At 28.6% G+C, this 17,844-nt stretch carries 12 protein-coding genes; 3 read left to right on the top strand and 9 right to left on the bottom strand.

Annotation, left to right across the window (positions count from 1 at the left end):
• Positions 1-20: 20 nt before the first annotated feature.
• On the top strand, positions 21-1,586 hold the full coding sequence (locus KGNDJEFE_RS05200) for a cell wall-binding repeat-containing protein (RefSeq protein ID WP_050754636.1): 1,566 nt from the start codon (positions 21-23) through the stop codon (positions 1,584-1,586).
• Between the two features lie 377 nt (positions 1,587-1,963).
• A complete protein-coding gene (locus KGNDJEFE_RS05195) occupies positions 1,964-3,178 on the top strand; it encodes a ComEC/Rec2 family competence protein (protein WP_006439460.1) in 1,215 nt (404 codons plus the stop codon).
• A gap of 199 nt (positions 3,179-3,377) precedes the next feature.
• Here KGNDJEFE_RS05195 and lexA read toward each other — a convergent pair whose 3' ends face one another.
• Both lexA and KGNDJEFE_RS05185 read right to left on the bottom strand, forming a co-directional pair.
• Positions 3,378-4,016, bottom strand: coding sequence for a transcriptional repressor LexA (gene lexA, locus KGNDJEFE_RS05190; RefSeq protein WP_006439459.1), 639 nt, complete (start codon positions 4,014-4,016; stop codon positions 3,378-3,380).
• 183 nt (positions 4,017-4,199) lie between these two features.
• Positions 4,200-5,384 (bottom strand): tyrosine-type recombinase/integrase, encoded by a 1,185-nt coding sequence (locus KGNDJEFE_RS05185; protein WP_148881807.1) that lies wholly within the window; start codon positions 5,382-5,384, stop codon positions 4,200-4,202.
• A 152-nt stretch (positions 5,385-5,536) separates the two neighbouring features.
• Here KGNDJEFE_RS05185 and KGNDJEFE_RS05180 point away from each other — a divergent pair, with 152 nt between their 5' ends.
• Complete coding sequence (locus KGNDJEFE_RS05180; protein WP_006439456.1) at positions 5,537-6,217, top strand: hypothetical protein; 681 nt, start codon at positions 5,537-5,539, stop codon at positions 6,215-6,217.
• Positions 6,218-6,552: 335 nt separating this feature from the next.
• On the opposite strand, the gene KGNDJEFE_RS05175 is transcribed toward KGNDJEFE_RS05180, so the two are convergent.
• From KGNDJEFE_RS05175 to KGNDJEFE_RS05150, 7 genes are all read right to left on the bottom strand, one after another.
• Positions 6,553-7,113, bottom strand: a complete 561-nt coding sequence (locus KGNDJEFE_RS05175; protein ID WP_006439455.1) for a flavin reductase family protein — start codon at positions 7,111-7,113, stop codon at positions 6,553-6,555.
• A gap of 918 nt (positions 7,114-8,031) precedes the next feature.
• Positions 8,032-8,286, bottom strand: a complete 255-nt coding sequence (locus KGNDJEFE_RS11895) for a (2Fe-2S)-binding protein (RefSeq protein ID WP_240162629.1) — start codon at positions 8,284-8,286, stop codon at positions 8,032-8,034.
• 69 nt (positions 8,287-8,355) lie between these two features.
• Positions 8,356-10,410, bottom strand: a complete 2,055-nt coding sequence (locus KGNDJEFE_RS05165) for a hypothetical protein (RefSeq protein ID WP_006439453.1) — start codon at positions 10,408-10,410, stop codon at positions 8,356-8,358.
• Positions 10,411-10,431: 21 nt separating this feature from the next.
• On the bottom strand, positions 10,432-14,385 hold the full coding sequence (locus KGNDJEFE_RS05160; protein ID WP_006439452.1) for a hypothetical protein: 3,954 nt from the start codon (positions 14,383-14,385) through the stop codon (positions 10,432-10,434).
• A gap of 297 nt (positions 14,386-14,682) precedes the next feature.
• Positions 14,683-14,835, bottom strand: coding sequence for a hypothetical protein (locus tag KGNDJEFE_RS11725; RefSeq protein WP_006439451.1), 153 nt, complete (start codon positions 14,833-14,835; stop codon positions 14,683-14,685).
• Entirely contained in the window at positions 14,828-15,880 is a 1,053-nt protein-coding gene (mcrC, locus tag KGNDJEFE_RS05155) for a 5-methylcytosine-specific restriction endonuclease system specificity protein McrC (RefSeq protein WP_006439450.1), read from the bottom strand. Before mcrC ends, KGNDJEFE_RS11725 begins: the two co-directional genes overlap by 8 nt.
• 21 nt (positions 15,881-15,901) lie before the next feature.
• Positions 15,902-17,617, bottom strand: a complete 1,716-nt coding sequence (locus KGNDJEFE_RS05150; RefSeq protein WP_006439449.1) for an AAA family ATPase — start codon at positions 17,615-17,617, stop codon at positions 15,902-15,904.
• Positions 17,618-17,844: the final 227 nt, after the last annotated feature.

The raw sequence follows: 17,844 nt of genomic DNA, 5'->3' as shown, positions 1-17,844 counted from the left end.
AAATCTGAGTGGGAGGTATTATGAAACAAAATAAGATAATAAGTACTGCTATTGCAGCAACATTACTTTCGACGAGTGGAATTGCTGTTATGGCGAGTAATAATAGTATAAAAAATAATGAAAATAATCAAGGAAACACTATAAAAGCAACATTTTTAGGAAGTAACGATTCATTCAGCTTAAGTATAGATTCAGTTGGTGTAGTAAATGCGTTTTATGTATCGATAGATGTAGTTAAATTAAGTGGAGATATAGCTTTCAATAGCAATTGTTATAAATTAGGAAATGAAAATGTAACAGCAAAACAAAGTGTTAATGTAGTTAATGGCTCTGATGACAAAATTACAATAAAAATAGCTGTAGTAGCTAATAATAATGGAAATCTTTCTGATAAAGATGGAAATCTTAATTTAGGGACAATAAATTTAAGTAGCGGAAGTAAAGATTCAGAATATAGAATAGATCATATAGAAGTTCAAACAAGTACTGGAACTAATCCAAGTGAAGCTAGTAATAACTTAAATGAAGATAGTAGAAAAGCAGTAACTTTGAATAAAGATATTAATACAGGAGGCTCAACTGGTGGAGGTTCATCTTCAGGAGGTTCTGGAGGAGGATCTTCAAAACCAGAAGAAGAAAAACCTGAGGACTACAACGTGCAGCTATTCAGCATGTCAGGAAAAGACAGATACGAAACATCAACAAAAATAAGTAAAACAGGATGGAGTTCTGGAGCGAAAAACGTAGTGATCGTAAACGGAAACGAAAAAAACATGGTCGATGGACTATCAGCTACACCTTTCGCAACAATAAAAGACGCACCATTGCTACTATCAAACGGAAAAACACTTCCTGCTAGCACAATAAGTGAATTAAAACGTCTAAACCCAACAAATGTATACGTAATCGGTGGAACAGCATCTATGCCAGAAAGCGTAGTATCTAGCATAAAGAGCAACACAAAAGCGACAGTTACTCGTATAGGTGGAAGCACAAGATATGAAACATCTCTTGAAATAGCTAAACAGATAGACAAAATAGCGGACGTAAGCAAAGTATACATAAGTAGTGGAACTGGGGAAGTAGATGCACTATCAATAGCTTCAGTTGCGGGTAGAGAAAAAGCTCCTATACTACTTACAAACGTAAACTCTATAGACAACAAAACTTATGACTTCATAAGATCAGAAAGCATAAAAGACGCTTACTTCATAGGAGGGGACAAGAAAATATCTAACTCTGTAATAAATCAGGTAGATAAAGTAGTTTCTGCAGATGTAAGCAAAAATAGAGTTGCTGGACGGAATAGAAAAGACACTAATGCAGCGATAATCAAGAAATTCTACACAGGAAGCAAATTAAACGGTGTAGTTGTTTCTAAAGATGACGTGATAATAGACGCTCTTACTGTAGGAAGCTTTGCAGCTAAAAACGATATGCCTGTTGTAATAGGTAGAGAGTCATTAAGTACTTCTCAGAAAAATGTACTATCTAGCAAAAACACAGAAAAAGTTTATCAGGCTGGTGGAGGAGTTAAAACATCAGTAATAAACAATCTAAAAGAGCTATTAGGCACTAAAAAATAATAAACTAAAAACATATATAAAACTATATAAAATATTAAAAATGTATAATATATGAGATTAAAACATATTAGGAGCTGTTATGAAATATTTACTTTTGTAGCAGCTCTTTTTAATTTATAGCCTTTGCAGACACACTAAAATATTAAAGAAATATTTGTGTGATTTAGGAATAAAATCTATAAACAAAATTTATATTTTATTTAATTATCAATTAATTATTATAAAATTTCACAAAAAGGTAATTTATTGGTATAATATAAAGAGTATCTGTCAATAATATAAAATTAACTGGATAATTGATTTTTGGGTAGCTTAATTAAATTATCCAAGTATCTAAGAAAAACACAGAAAAAACAAAAGTACATAAGGAGGGCAATATGAATTTGAGATCTAAATTTATCGGTATTATACTTGCTGGGATATTATCGATTTCAATGACATTCACTGGATGTTCATCGAATACAACAGATGAAAATTCATCTAATAATTCGAGTACATCAACAAGTATTTCGTCTTCAGATAGTGATGCATCAAATTCGGCATCTGATACGACAGAAGATCAGAGCGATAAGTCTCGGTCGAATAACGACACATTGTCTGATGGTGATGTACAAATTCACTTTATCGATACAGGAAATAGCGATGCAATTCTAATAGATGATGGTGGAGTTGCGATGCTTATCGATGCAGGGGACAACGATGACGAAAGAGCGGTAGTAAATTATTTAAATGGACGGGGAGTAAAGGATATTAAATATCTTGTTTCTACTCATGCACATGCAGACCATGCTGGAGGACTAGATGAGGTAGTTAAGAAATGCAAGGTAGAGAATGCATTTGTTTCTAATGGTGATGCAGATACTCGGACATATAGAGATTTTATCATGGCGCTTTCAGATAAAGGGCTAAACCCTACAGTGCCACTTGAAGGGAAAAAATTTAAGCTAAAAAATTCTTATTTTGAAGTTTTCAACACTAATGGAGGTAGCACTACAAATAATGAATCTCTTGTAGTTCTACTAACTCATGGAAAAGACAAAATGCTATTTACGGGTGATGCTGAGGAAGAAGTTGAATATGAGATTTTAAACAAGATGCCAGATGTAGACTTATTAAAAGTTGGACATCATGGTTCACATAGTAGTACGACAGATGCATTTTTAGATAAGACAAAACCAGAGTATGCAGTTATTTTATGTGGAAGAAATAACAAATATGGACATCCTCACAGAGAAACTATGCGGAAGTTAAAAGATAGAGGAATAGATGTTTATAGAACTGATGAGAGTGGAGATTTACTATTTACATCTAGCGGAAATGGTATAAAAACAAATTGTAAAAAGGGAGATTACAATTCTGGCAGCAATTCTACAGCTGAATATTCATCAGACCCTTCATATGAGTCTGGATATTCAGAATCTAATTCATCTGATGGTTCTGATAATCTAAAAACTGTGTATTGGACTAAGAACGGTAAAGTCTACCATAAGTACAGAGATTGCTCAGGACTTAGAAAAAGCAAAAGTGTCTTATCAGGAACTATCTCAGATAGTGGAAAGCCAAGACTTTGTAAACGTTGTGAAGAAAGATAGTCATAATAAGGCCAAATTTGAGATTTAAAAAAGACAATTTGAAAAAGAGAAAAACTATTAAATTTTTAAAATAAAAAGGAAAACTTATATTTTTATCATAAAGAATGTTTAGAAGTTAAAATTTAGAAAGTAAAAAAGTACTCCAAAATCAATCGGAGTACTTTTTTTATTTGCGTTTTAAAATTGTAATCTTTGAAATTTATTTTAAGACTCTGAATACGCCAGTCACGACACCTATTATCTGAACCTGTGAATCTTCAAATATGAAAGGTTCCATAAATTCATTTTCTGGCTGTAATCTAATCTTGCCATCTTCTTTGTAGAATGTTTTAACTGTAGCTTTTTCATTTTCTACTAATGCAGCTACCATTGTACCATTTGCAGCTGTGTTTTTCTTATCAACAACTACATAGTCGCCGTCTAATATACCGGCATTTATCATGCTCTCGCCCTTTACTCTAAGAACAAAGTTATCCTTTCCGCTGACAAGAGATGCTGGTAGAGGTATATATTCCTCTATATTCTGTTCAGCAAATATAGGCTCACCAGCAGTTATCTGACCTATAAGAGGTAAGTTTATCATTTCCTGGTGTAATCCCATAACATCGTCTTCATCTCTAGCTTTATCTAAAACTTCGATAGCTCTTGGCTTAGTAGGGTCTTTTCTTATATAACCTAATTTTTCTAATTTATTTAGATGAGAGTGAACAGTTGATGTAGATCTTAAACTTACTGCATCACAAATCTCTCTAACAGCAGGTGGATAACCTTTCTTAGAAATTTCGGATTTTATGAACTCTAGTATTGCTATTTGTTTGTCTGTTAAATTTGAATACATATTAATTCCTCATTTCTTTATTTAATTGCTTTATTTAACTCAATATCTTAACTTATTTTTATTGAATGGAACATAGCTAATTATTTGCCTTAATAAAGTCAAAATTTTTATTATTTATAATTATATAATATCATATTTAACGGTAGGATACAAACATTTATTCGTCGAGCAAGTGTTCGTTTTTTATTTTTCAGTGTCATCATCTATTTCATTTTCTTCATCGATTAAGCTTTCAAAATCTTCATCTATTATGTTTTCGTTTTTATCGCCTTCTAGCCATTCAAAGTTCTTTACTATATCTCGTTTGACGTGTTTTTTGTGAGCTGCATAAAGCTGCGTTGTAGTTACATTGTCGTGATCAAGTAAGTTTTGAACATCGTATATTGTAAATCCATTTTGTATTAGAGAAGTCGCTGCAGTTGCTCTTAGTTTATGAGGGCTGTACCCTTTATCTCTAGTCGTGCACATAGAGATTGAAGTGTACTTCTTAACTAGGGAAGTAATCGCCCTTTCTGTCATTCTTTTTTTCTGAAGAGATAAGAACAATGCATCTCTGTGTTCTTCAGGAATGTCCTCGCTATGAGGTCTTTCGTGATTGATGTAATCTAATACAACGTGCTCACAAGTTTTATTTATAGGCATTAAAACTTCCTTGCCCCTTTTTCTAAAAATAGTGAACTCACCACGAGAGAAGTTAAACGAAGAAATATTTAGCTCTCTAAGCTCATTTAATCTAAGTCCATATGTAACAAATAGTGCTAAAATTGCTTTATCCCTAAGTTTAGTTTTTTTCCAATAAACTTTTTCCTTTTCTGTAAGTCCTTCACCAGTTTCAACAGCATCTAGCATAACTGCAACTTCATCTATTTCAAGCCTTTTTATAGCATCTGGTTGCGGTTTAGGGAGCTTTATTGGGTTGAAACCATCAGTTATATTCTCTTTAAGCTGCTCGTTTCTATAAAGGAATTTAAACAGAGTAGAGAGAGATGATTTTTTTCTGGCAAGCGCACGATTATTATTCTCAAATACCATAGTTGTATTGCCAATTTCTTTATAATATCTACTACAATATTCACCTAAGAATAGGTTGATATCTCTGGCTTTAAGCTCAGAAAATTCTTCTAAAGTGATATCGTGAGTAATTTTTGCAGATGTATGTTCAGCCGTTTCAACAAGGTAGTGGCAGAAAAATAGGATATCTTCAAGATATGCAAGCCTGCTTGATACAGAAACAGATCCTTTTAGGTAGATGAAGTAATCCTTCATGAAGTCTGGGAGCTGCGATTGTATTTCGAGGCATTTTTCTACTTTTTTGTTGTCCCTGATTACTATGTTGTCAGGACGGCTTGATTTGTTGTGTATTTTCATAAGTAAAACCTCCTATGGTTATAATTATATAGAAATTGAAAGTATTAAGAAAGAAAAATTTAACATTTAAAATTTAATACTAAGTTATTTTATGTTATAATTTAACTTTAAATAATAATTAATTTTTAAACAATTACAATAAGGAGGAATTTATGGGATTTACTGAAGATATGATTTGCAAAGACTGTGGAAAGACTTTTTCATGTTTTTTTGGAACTAATAAAGAAAGTTTTAGCGACTTTGACAATATTTTTAAAAATGAGTACGGAGAAAAAGCTCACGAGCAGCTTAAATCACTTTTAAATGATATAGAAACTAATTCAGAAATAAATATCGACAATTACAACTGTTTCCTAGAAACAAAATACGACTTAGCATTTAAGACTAAGTACTTAAATAAGAAATTAGATGATTTGGCGGAACAGATAGAAATACAGGATAAAGAAAGAACAAATAAGAATTCGAAGTTTAAATTTGTAGCAGAAACTTTCTACTGGAAATATGTTGAAGGATTTAATGACTTAAAGAATATAATAGAATCTGGAGATGCTGAGCTAATTGAGCAGGCCTTTAATGAAAAATGGGTTCTTTTTGAAGGGAAAAGATTTGGACATACATTATTTAAATGTCCAAGCTGCAATAGATATGAGCCAGGATTCTACACACATGTTGAAACAGCTGATGGTAAATATGAATGTAAATTTATTTGTCCAAAATGTAATACGCCTATGTATGTGTATAAGGGATGTATTTCTGATGCTGTTGAAAAAAATGAACTTTCTTGTCAGCATTGTGGATCTAATAATGTAATTGTAAAAGAAGGATTAGAATAAGGCCTTGAGAGAGGTCTTTTTTCTTCTTTATCCAACTATTCCGAAAATATACATTTAATGAATAGTTATGCATCATAGAAAAGCCCCTCTTTTTAGGATATATTTTTCAATATGTTATCTTGATATTCTTATTGAGATTTAAACATTTCAATGTTATAATGAAGTTAGACAAAAGCCAAGTTTTTTCATTTTGCTTGCTTTTTTCTTTTTAATTTTTGTGTTTTGATGATCAAGGTCCTAATTAAGGGCCTTGATTTATTTTTTGTGTAATTTAAAAGAGCTATCAATAAGACAGCTCCTTTTTGTATTATGAATATATTTTAGTTTGCATACATCTATTTTAGCTTATTTCCATCAGAAAATGCATTTCCAACTTTTTCACCAACTACATGATATCCATGTCCTACAGGATCAAATGTAATCGGTCTGAATTTAGCTAAATCAACCTTACCATTTTCATCTATGATTTTTTCATCAGCAGATACATTGACTATTTCGCCAAATAAAAGCTTAGAATCGTCGTCATAGCTTATAAGCTTACACTCTAAAGTAAATGGGAACTCTTCTATTATAGGTGCATCTACAAGCTCACTCTTGTAAGTATGAAGTCCTGCTTTATCAAGTTTGTTGTTTACATTATTTCCAGAAACAACACCTACAAAATCAGCTTCAACTACATGATCTGCATCTGCCATACTAACTGTAAATGCCTTCTTAGCCTTTATATTCTCCATTGTCTTATGTCCAGGACTAACACATATAGTTATCTTATTCTGAGCTGAAATACCGCCCCAAGCAGCATTCATTGCGTTTGCTGTACCATCTTCATTATAACTTCCTATTATAAGTACTGGCATAGGATACATAAAAGGATTAGAACCAAAATTTTTTCTCATATAAAACTCCCCCTTGTTAGAAATTTATTACTATATTTCTATTTCTATAAAAATAAACGAACTCCTTTTTATTATTTTGAAATTTTTAATTATATTTAATGTACTTATAACATATATAAAAACAATTATAAAGTTTACCATAATTCTATTTGAAAATTAATTTCTTAATTGTTTGAAAGTTATAAAATTATGGGATATTTTGCAAAGCACTTTCAAAAATTGACAAGAAATGAATCCCATCTTTCACTAAATAAATCGTTTTGAAATGATTATTCAAAAAACTGATATATTCTGACAAATGCCATAAAAGGTTTCAAAAGAGATTTTTTAGAATATATTTGTGAATTTATGATGAATTATAATTTTTGTTAAATCTATGTAAAGCTTTAAATTTAAACGTTTATATAGATTATTTTAACTTCAAATGGTAAACAGGTTGTATACAGTATCTAAACAATTTTATCTTTTTATTAAATATTCAAAAAATGAAATTTACAAAAAACAATCTTGCGTTTTTTGAAAGTACTTGTTATAATATATATAAGATGAAATAAGAAATTAGATTTGATTCATAAGGAGGTACTAAAATGTTAGCATTATCAGCAAAAGTTATATGTTCAGCTCTTATAATATTCCCAGCAATGTATTTAATGGCTAAAGCTGTTTAATTTGTTTTTTAGGATATTATACTTGTTATATTTTTATTAAATAATCGGTTTAATCCGAGAAATGAAGAGGAAAAATAAATGTATACGGAAAATTGTAATCGAAAATAGCCTGGATCTTTACAGATTGATGAGTAAAGACCAGGCATTTTTTATGTGGATTTATAATATTTTGTTTATAGATGAAGAAAATAGAGTAGAGCAACCATTTTATAGGTCGCTCTACTCTATTTTTAAATCATTGATTTTGGAATTAAATTGTAAGGTTTAATTTTTTATAAACTTTTTTCTTGTTAATGTCGTTGTAATCTGCAATAACTTGCATTATGTCTTTTGAACATCAAAGCCCTTTTGGATTCATTTCTTTGCATAGCCCTTTTGTGCATGCCCCTGTAGTACTTTGTATGTCTTTAAGAGTTTTCGCTCCATTATCTAATGCTTTTATGATGTCAGCTCTTGTTGTATTTGAGCAGTAACAAATTATTTCGTTATTCATTATGACCTCCAAGTTATAGTTGTATGGTTCTATTATAACATGGATATAACATGGAAGTCAGCAGCTGCTAAAAAAGTTTCTTTAGAAGCGAATTTTTTCTTTTATGTCAGGATGTTTCATTCTTAGGTATTCCAGAATATGCTTGAAAGGATAAGGTCTAACACTTTCTGTATTATTTCCTCTAATGTGATAGTTTTTAAGCATTCCTAAGATATCTAAAATTATTTCAGAATCATCACCGTTTCCATCAGGAAGAGGATTTATTCTATAAGAATTATTTAAATTAAATACAGTAGTATTTACATCTCCTCTAGGGTACCCTATAGTATAATAAAAATAGTCATTTATAATAAAAACTATTTTATCAACATATGGATAGTAATTTTTTTCTTTAAAATATTTATTAGTTTTATGCTTATATTTAATTCCATCGCTCATAGACTCTGAGATTAAAGAATCAATTTTTTCTTTTTTAGGCATTACAAGATACTCTGTATGCTCTATCTCATTTAAATTACCATCCTTTTCAACAAGACAAATATTTCCTGCATCTTTTAAAGTTGCTAAATAATTTGTATATCTCTCACCTATCTCCTTTTTATCTTCTGTAATAGAAAAATTACCAGCTGCATCTATATTCATCATACAGTGAATAGATTCATATTCTTTTTTATCAGAATTGTTATCCTTAGTTATTTTAAGTCCAAGATAGAACTTACATGCTCCAAACTTCCAATTATCAATAAACCTGTTATAAACTTCTCTTTTTATTAATAGCTCGCTAAGACATTTTCTTAAGATAGCATTAAGATAAGTATAAGTTCTATTCTTATTTACATCTTTCTTTTCTAGGGCTTCTATAGTAATACATTGATGTAAAAGATCTTTTGCAAAAGAATTCTTTATGTCTGGAAGTTTGTTTTTAGAGTAATATTCTGCATCATGTATAATACATATATTAGGACAAGATATATCAACTTTATTAGAAATACTTATATCTAATTCTGAATTATAATCATATAAAATTTCTAAAAATTTTTCTAACCTATCGCTATTTTCATCAATAGAATCTGATAAAAAAACATTGACCTTATTTAAAATTTTATGGTCTTTATTGAGTTTATTATGAGTTTTTTTAGATGTCGCAGCTTCTATTCTTTGATACATAGCTTCTCTATCCATAAAATCTAACTTAACAATACCTTCATATTCCCTATTAAAATCATCAATTAGATTTATTAAAATATCTATTTTTGTTGTTTCATCTGGATGATCTAGTTTTAAATTATCAAAGTTAACAGTAGCCTTTTTATCTGATGCCATAACATAAACGTCCTCATCAGTTTCCGACCAATTAAAACAAGGCTCTATCTTGATAGTATCGTGTTGACCTAATCTAACAAAGTACTTTTGTTTATTCTTATATTTTTCAATTAAAAAAGGTTTACTCCTATCAAATAGGCTGAATGTAACCACTTTAAATTTTAAAAGCTCATCCTTAACAGAAACGTTTAAAGTTCTAATTACATCTAAGTCACGTTCATTTTTTAGATAGATATAAATATACAGTTGCCCATCAAGAATTGTAGTTTCTGTTCTAGATTTTGCAAGTGCATTAAATAAAAGTCTATATACGATATCTAGCTTCCCTCTACTATCTTTTTCAGCTGCTGAAATGCTTTTATTTTGTTTACAAGATGCTTCTCTTTTTCTATCTAAATACTGCATTTTATCTTTTACATCTATATCAGATAAATCAATTGAAATCTTCTTATAACTAAATTTATTAGAGTTTTTATCAGATGAATCTATTTCATCAAAAAGTTTATCCCAATCAAAATTAGTATTAGATTCCAGTAAAACATAAACAGATAACCTATTATCAAATGCTATTGATACTATATCTTTATTTTTGAATAGCTTTGAGGAAATCTTAGGTATAATATTTTTGTAATAATACTTTCTTTCATCATTATCTGCAATACGAGAGTATTGAATTCTATAAATTTTATATTTATTATTAAACTCTTTAATATTTAATAGATTGAAATTAATTTCATTTGAACATAATAAAGTTGTACAATAATCATTATTCTTAAAATACGGATTTGAAAAAATAGATTTATTTTTACTCATTTTATCATCTTCTTTCTAAATTTATTCATAAATAATTTCTTTGATTTTAGTAAAGATATCTTTCTTATCGCCGTCCAAGTTTATTTTTAAATTATTGAAAATATTTATATAAAAAATACCTGGACAAGTTATTAACTTTGTAGAATTATCTTCTCCACAAAACTTATCTAGAAATTCTCTTTCACCGAATTCATCAATTAGATTTATTATAGCAACACAATCTGGTTTTAAAGAGTTTATCTTTTTATTTAACTTCTCTGATAAACCTTCATTAGCAAAATCTTTATGCATACTTGTTTCACTAAAGTTTTTAACATCTATATAAATTGTCTTTTCATTTTCATTTATTACAAAGTCAAATTTCTCATAGATTTTAGGACCTTCTATATTTGAAATAGGTATACCATTTTCAATAAAGAGAGCTTTAACAACCTCTTCACCTAAAGCTCCTTTGTAAATATTGTTAAAAACTATAGGCGAAATCATACCATAGTATTTTTCAGATTTATTAATTTTCCAATTTATGCTAAATCCGTTTTTTATCCAATGATTGTATACTATGTCGTTTCTAAGCAATTTACTCAGCCTAGAATCTTCAAGAGAAACCTCATACTTAAAAAGTTTAGATGGCTGATAATCTAATCTCTTAGCAACTAGAACATCCTTAAAATCGTTTAAAGAATATACATTATTATTATCATTAGATATATATAAACCAGGTGCATAATAATATATAAAAGGTTTATTAGTTGGATTACCTCTTCCTCTCTTCAAGTTAAGATAAAGATCTTCAAGCTTAAGATTCATATAAATAGCGTATGGCATCTTATTGAAGCTAGAACTTAACTCCTCCAACTTTTCTTTTGATATAACTGGATATTTTAAAACAATATTTCTTATAGTTTCCCAAAGAATTTGTAAATCTTTACACCATCCATCATCGCTGCGACCTCTATCTAAAATATTTGATAATACTTCATAAATGAATCTATTTTTTTCTTCAAAAGATTTATAGCTATTTTCCTTTGATGCGTTATATAAGATGTCTTTTTCTTTTTTAACATCTTCTATAAACCGTTTAAACTCTTTGCTTATTATAGGAATATTCAACTTTTCCTTAACACTAGGTTTAACTGATGAATCAAAATCAACATAATTTACAATATCATAATCATAAAAAATAGCGGAACATGGCTTTTTAACATTAGTTCTACTTATTCTTCCGATTGTCTGATAAATGGTTGTGGTGTATTCTGCTAAAACAGAAGGAGTACTATAAAGATTTTTATATTCTTCAGATGATGGATTTTGAGATTGGAAAGAATTAAATACTTCTTTTAAAAGTATATTCTTTTGAGATTTATCGATTTCTTTCCTATAAAGCAATTCTTCTATCATAAGAAAAGTACGTAACCTTGTATTTATAGTTGCTTTTGAAGTACTACTTCTATCATTGTTGTCATAATAATTATCGCTTAATTTAGGGATGATATATGCTGGTTTTTCTATATAAATACTATCCCAATCTACATAACCATTATTAGTCCAATCGTTTATAAGATATAGGTAATTATTAGAGATTCTTTGTCTAAGCTCATTTTTACCGATATTAACCTTTAAATTATTTCCTCTACTAACACTTCCGTAAGTGGTAAACATAAATATAGGTTCATTCCTTTTAAATTTATCTTTAATAAATTTGATTTTATCTTGATTCTCATTATTCAAATCTCCAGAGTTGATAACAACAAACATATTATCAGCAGCTTTTTTAGCTTCTTCAAAACTAACATCAAAAACATTAGCATAGATACAAATGGTACCCATTTTTATATTTGAAAGAGAGAAAATCTCATTACCATCCAAATCAATTCCTTTATTGGTCATAATTATCCCATTTGAGATGGCAGCTTTGTTACAAGCATTGCTTTTATAAAGTTCTAAAATATTTTTTATAAAAATCCAAATCTTTTTCAAACGAGTGTATTCAAATACAGGATCTGAAATTGATGTTTTTTTGGATTTTTTTAATTTCAATCTAGATTCTAGTGATGCTATATTACCAAAATGATAATTAGTACTTTGATTGATAAAATCAATTTTAGCTCTACTAGGGTTCAATTCTCCTGTAAAAAGAATTGCTAAATCTTTAGCTACATTAACACAAGTATTTTTACAATCAACTTTTATAGACTTTGCTATAGTTTTGATTTCTCTAGGAATACCAGTGTTTATATCGACAGAATAACCTCTTGTTTTATTATAGTAATCATTTTTAAGAGATTTCATTATATCTTCTGGAATTTCGTGTATTTTTATATCTTCTTTATTATATGATTCGAGTTTTTTTGATATATAATTCCAATTAAAATTAGAAATTCCAGGATGTTCAGCTGTTGCAGACATACCTATAATCAGAGCTTTTGAGGTCCAATCAGCAAGCATAAGCTCTGGAGTATATTTCATTTCATAATTATTTAAGCTGCAATCTCCACCAAATTTTTCTTCCTGTAGAATATTTACTATAGAGAACCCTCTATCATAAACAGAATATAGAAATGTTGAATTGGAAGATAGTTCTTTATTGAAATTTTTATTTTCTACTATATCTAATATATAGTCTACAAAATTTAAAGAACTGTCTTTTGAAAAGTTTAACTTCTTTAATACAGAGGAAATACTATCACTATCAGATAGCTCTATTTTCTTTCTGTGTTTTCTTCTTTCTTTGTATACTTTTGCTATAGAAGAGAATTCAAAGAAAGCTGAGTTGATGTAGTGCGATATATCATTTATCATGGTATTTAAATCTAAAAACTCAAAATCAGCAAGGCTATTCAAATCATTTTTAGAAATTATAATATTGGATTGAATATCCGGATTAATAGTTTCTAGAGCTTTACAATAAGGTATATAAACATAACTTTTATTTGTATCATAATAAGATTCTGCACTCGTATAATTCATAATCTTATCTATAAATTGCGCTTCCTCTATAATCCCTTCTTTATCTTTATTCTTCTTATAAAATTTAATTGCCCATTTGTTTTTAAAATATTTTTCTTTTATTTCTTTGCAATCAAAGGAAAGTTTATTTATCTTAATTTTATATTCATCAATATCTTTAAAATCCATTTCTTCTTCATGATAAAGTGCATTAAATATACTTTTAAAAATTTCAGCGATATCTTTTACAAGATTTTTAGAAAAGATATTATCTAAGATTTCTCTTTTTACAAAATCAACTTCATCGATTATGATAATTGCATTTCTCATAAAATCTTTATTATTAAAGAAATAATATTTTTCAGAAATAATAGGATCGTTTTTAACGAGAAACTTAGAGCTTGTCATTATAAAAATCTGTTTTGCAGAGCAAAGAGATGCTGGATATAATTTAGAAATAAATCTCCACTCATCACTACTCATCATAAATTCATATGGGCTAATATCTTTGCCAACAACTTCTTTTTTATATCTTTCATTAAATGTTTTTGAAAGATTATGTCTAAAAGAGCGTTCTGCTTCTCTAAAGTCTTCTTCTGGAAATGAATCTGTAGGATTTTTTTTATCTTGTTTCATTAAAATATAATATTCAAGATTTGAAAAAGATTTTTTTAAATCATCATTATATTTTAAAATATTTAAAATATCTTTTTTTACCTGAGATAAATTATTTGTCCGAGATACAGTATTAGGATCTAATACAAGAATTTTACTTTTTACTCTATTCCGATTTTCTTTATCTTCTCTAAAAAAGTTATCTATCCTCTCAAAAAGATTTTCAACAAATTCATTTTTATTTTTTATTCTTGGAGTTGTAAAGACTAGTGTTCTTCCACTATTGATGGCTTTGAGCATAGCGAATATAGCAGCTTCAAAAGATTTCCCACTTCCTGTGGGAGTAGGAATAAAGGCTATTCCTTTGGTGTGTTTAGAATAATAATCTAGTGTATCAGAAATTATAAATGACATAAATTACCTCCTAAAAAGGTTTATTTTAGATAGATATTAAATATATTGTTTAAATATTAACTATCTGTATTTTGATTATAGTCTTTTAAAATAATAAAAGCAATATAGTCTATTAAAAGGATTTTTTATAGTAATTTATATGATTATAAGATATTCTTTTAAGAATTTTTTAAATATATATTAATTTATTATCAATAGTAAGTTTGCAGATCCAATAAAAACTGTTTTAATAATAAAATATTAGGGGCAGTCATACTACTAAATTTAATATGTCTGCCCCTTTTCCATTTAAATATTTTATTCTTCCATGTCAATTTCATCTAATATTTCATTTATTGATTCATACGACTTTGCTTCTATTTCTCCGTTTATTATTTTCCTTGCTTCCTCCATAGCAAGCTCTGTTGTAGTATTGTACTTAGCTTGTTCTTTATTCTCATCTTTAGACACTCAAATCACCTCTATTATTAAAAAACTCCTCTATTATCCCATCCAACTGCCTTCTAATCACGTCAAAATCACAATCAAGATCCAAAGTTCTAACATCTATCCTATTCCCACTCATAACATAGCTGCTCTCAGGTTGAATCAACTCATCAGTCCTAGCATACAAAAGCATACCAGACACATTCTTTCCGCGACAAGCCTTGTTCTTCACATAAGTAAAAATCTGGTACAAATTATGAGAATGAATAGTATTCTTATCAAACCTTACTTGTGTTGTATGACTATAATACTTAGCATCTATAATCAAAACATTGTTACCATAAGTCAAAGTTATATCTGTTTTCATAATAGGAAGCAAGTTATCCATCCCATCATCTAAAGCCCAATTTATATAAGATGCAGAAGGTTTTAACTCGGGATAATGCTTTTTATAATATTCAAGAATAAACTTTTCATAAAGCCTACTCATACTCTGCTCGTCAAGGAAGTTTAAAAGCTTTGTAGAGCCTTCTGTAGTTGTTTGAATAAGTCCATTGAGAACTAGATAGCATATAGAAATAAGCATCTGATAGCTTTGATTATTCTTGTTAAACTTCATATTCCAGTTTATTCTTTTAACGATCTTAATATCTAAACTTCGAACATCCTTAAAATACAATAAAAGATTTCTCAAAGACTTTTTCCTATGTGACTTAATATCCGATTTTATAAGCAATTGAATAGTTGTTTTTAAAATCCTATTTGCATAGCAATCTAATGAAAAATTATCGAAATTACAAATTAATTGATGATTTATAATTGTTTGCTTCTTAATAGATTCTGAAACATCAATTTTACCTTTTATATAATTAGAAACTTCTCTGGATTCTATATAATCTCTTTTTAATCCTCGTTTCTTTATCTGAATAAAAATTCCATTTTCAAGAATAGCTGCTAATAAATCTGCTGCATTTTCAAATTCTTCGGTTTCACAAAATGAGTAGGCATCACTTTTTAGAATTTGAAATGCATAGGCTAACATGTAATATATATTTTGTATTTTTATCATTTTATTTCACCAGTAATTATATTATTTTATCGCTTCATGAAGTAAATAGCTCCACTCTTCAACCTTATCACTCTCATCAAACCAATATTCATTTAATAGAGGGATTATCTCATAGTCCACAACAGATTTTAATAAGTAATCGTCAATATCATCATCAAAGCAGAAGAAACTATGTCCTATACAAAAATCCTTTCCAAGAGAGTCATCATTTTTAATGTCAGTATTAAGCTTTTTAATCGTTTCTATAAGTTTGTATAGCTTATCACTATTCATTTCTTCAAGATATTTTTTAAAACCATCAGAGTCAAATGCTGGCTCAAATTCAAAGAAAGCAAACCTTCTTCTTAGAGCATAGTCGATAATAGCAAGACTTCTATCTGCTGTGTTCATCATTCCAATTATGTATAAATTTTTAGGGATTGAAAACATCTCATCAGAATAAAGTAGCTTTATCTCAGTTCCTCTTTTATCATTTTCCATAAGCATAAACAACTCACCAAATATTTTGCTTAGATTTCCTCTATTGATTTCATCAATTATAAAGAAATAGTCGTTATTAGGATCTTGTTCTGCTTTTTTACAAAAGTTGTAGAAAGGTCCTTTTTTAAGCTCAAACCCACATTCATTAGGTCTAAAACCCATCATAAAGTCCTCGTAGCTGTAGTTTTGGTGGAATTGGATAGTCATTACTCTATCTTTGTTCTTTTCTCCAATTATTGAGTATGCAAGTCTTTTAGCTGCAAAGGTCTTTCCTACTCCTGGAGGTCCTTGAAGAATGATGTTTTTCTTGTATAGAAGAAGATTTTTTAGAATATAGTATTTTTCTTCGTCTAAATAGACTTCTTCAAGAAAATCAGATTCTGTGTATACATTTTTTCCTATATAATTATCTTCTAAGTTTTCTGAAACAACGTACTGATTATTATACTCTTGATTATTATCATTTAATGGATATTTATGCTCTTCTCTATCTTCATCTTCTAATCTTTTCTTTTCTACATTTATTTCCTCAGCTAGTGCAAATGCAACTCTGTATAATTCAGGAAAATTATTATAGCTATAATCTCCATTTTCCAAAATTTCTCTACAATCGCTGCATAAACTTAAATAGTCTTCTCCAGAGAATACGAATTTAAAATTATTTGCTTTATTTATAAATTCTTCTGGCATATTATTAGGATTTGATAAATACCAACGATTTATAGAGTCTAAGTTTATATATTCAAAAGGTCTAATCCAGAATAATCCCATAGTCAAATTCCATTTAATTCCCTTTTGTGTTAATGCAAGATTGTAATAATTTGTAAACTCTTCTCTGCTCTTTTCTGAATGAGTATCTGCATATTCAAGAGCTGCTTCAAACACATTCCAAAGATTTTGTATGTCCGACTTCCCTCTCTCCCCTATAAATCTGTAAAATACTGCGCTAAGATTGTTTAAGAAAGGAATTCCTCCAAATGAGTCTGGAGTTTTTACAGATATTGAGAATTCTTTTGCTAAGCCTTCAATTATACGGATTCTGTTCCGTAAGCTAATTTGTTTGTTGAATAGACCAAATACTGTGAATGGATCTATATCTATTATGTTTCTGTCTTTTTCTAGTGTTGGTAGAGATATGTTGTTTGTATAGTATACACGTTTGATTTTTTCTATGAGTTCTTTTCGGTTATTTTTATATTTTAGTAGTGTGTTGGCAAATTCCATGTAGAAGTTAGGCCAAGTTGGATATGTTTTCATAATGACCTCCTAAAGTTTATTATATTTTTATGTTACTATTTAAAAAATTTAAAATCAATATTTTGAAATATTTTACTTTATATATTATGAAAATAGTATTATAAGAATAATTTGATATTATAAATTATAAATCTCAAAATTCAAAATAAAATTTCTAATAATCATTGCTATTTTCCTACAAAAAACGTATCATAAAAGTATATTAATTCGTAAAATGCGAAATAATA

Source organism: Peptacetobacter hiranonis (assembly GCF_008151785.1).
Lineage (GTDB): Bacteria > Bacillota > Clostridia > Peptostreptococcales > Peptostreptococcaceae > Peptacetobacter > Peptacetobacter hiranonis.
The sequence above is the reverse complement of the archived record's forward strand: the minus strand, read 5'-3'. Positions and strand labels throughout refer to the sequence as shown.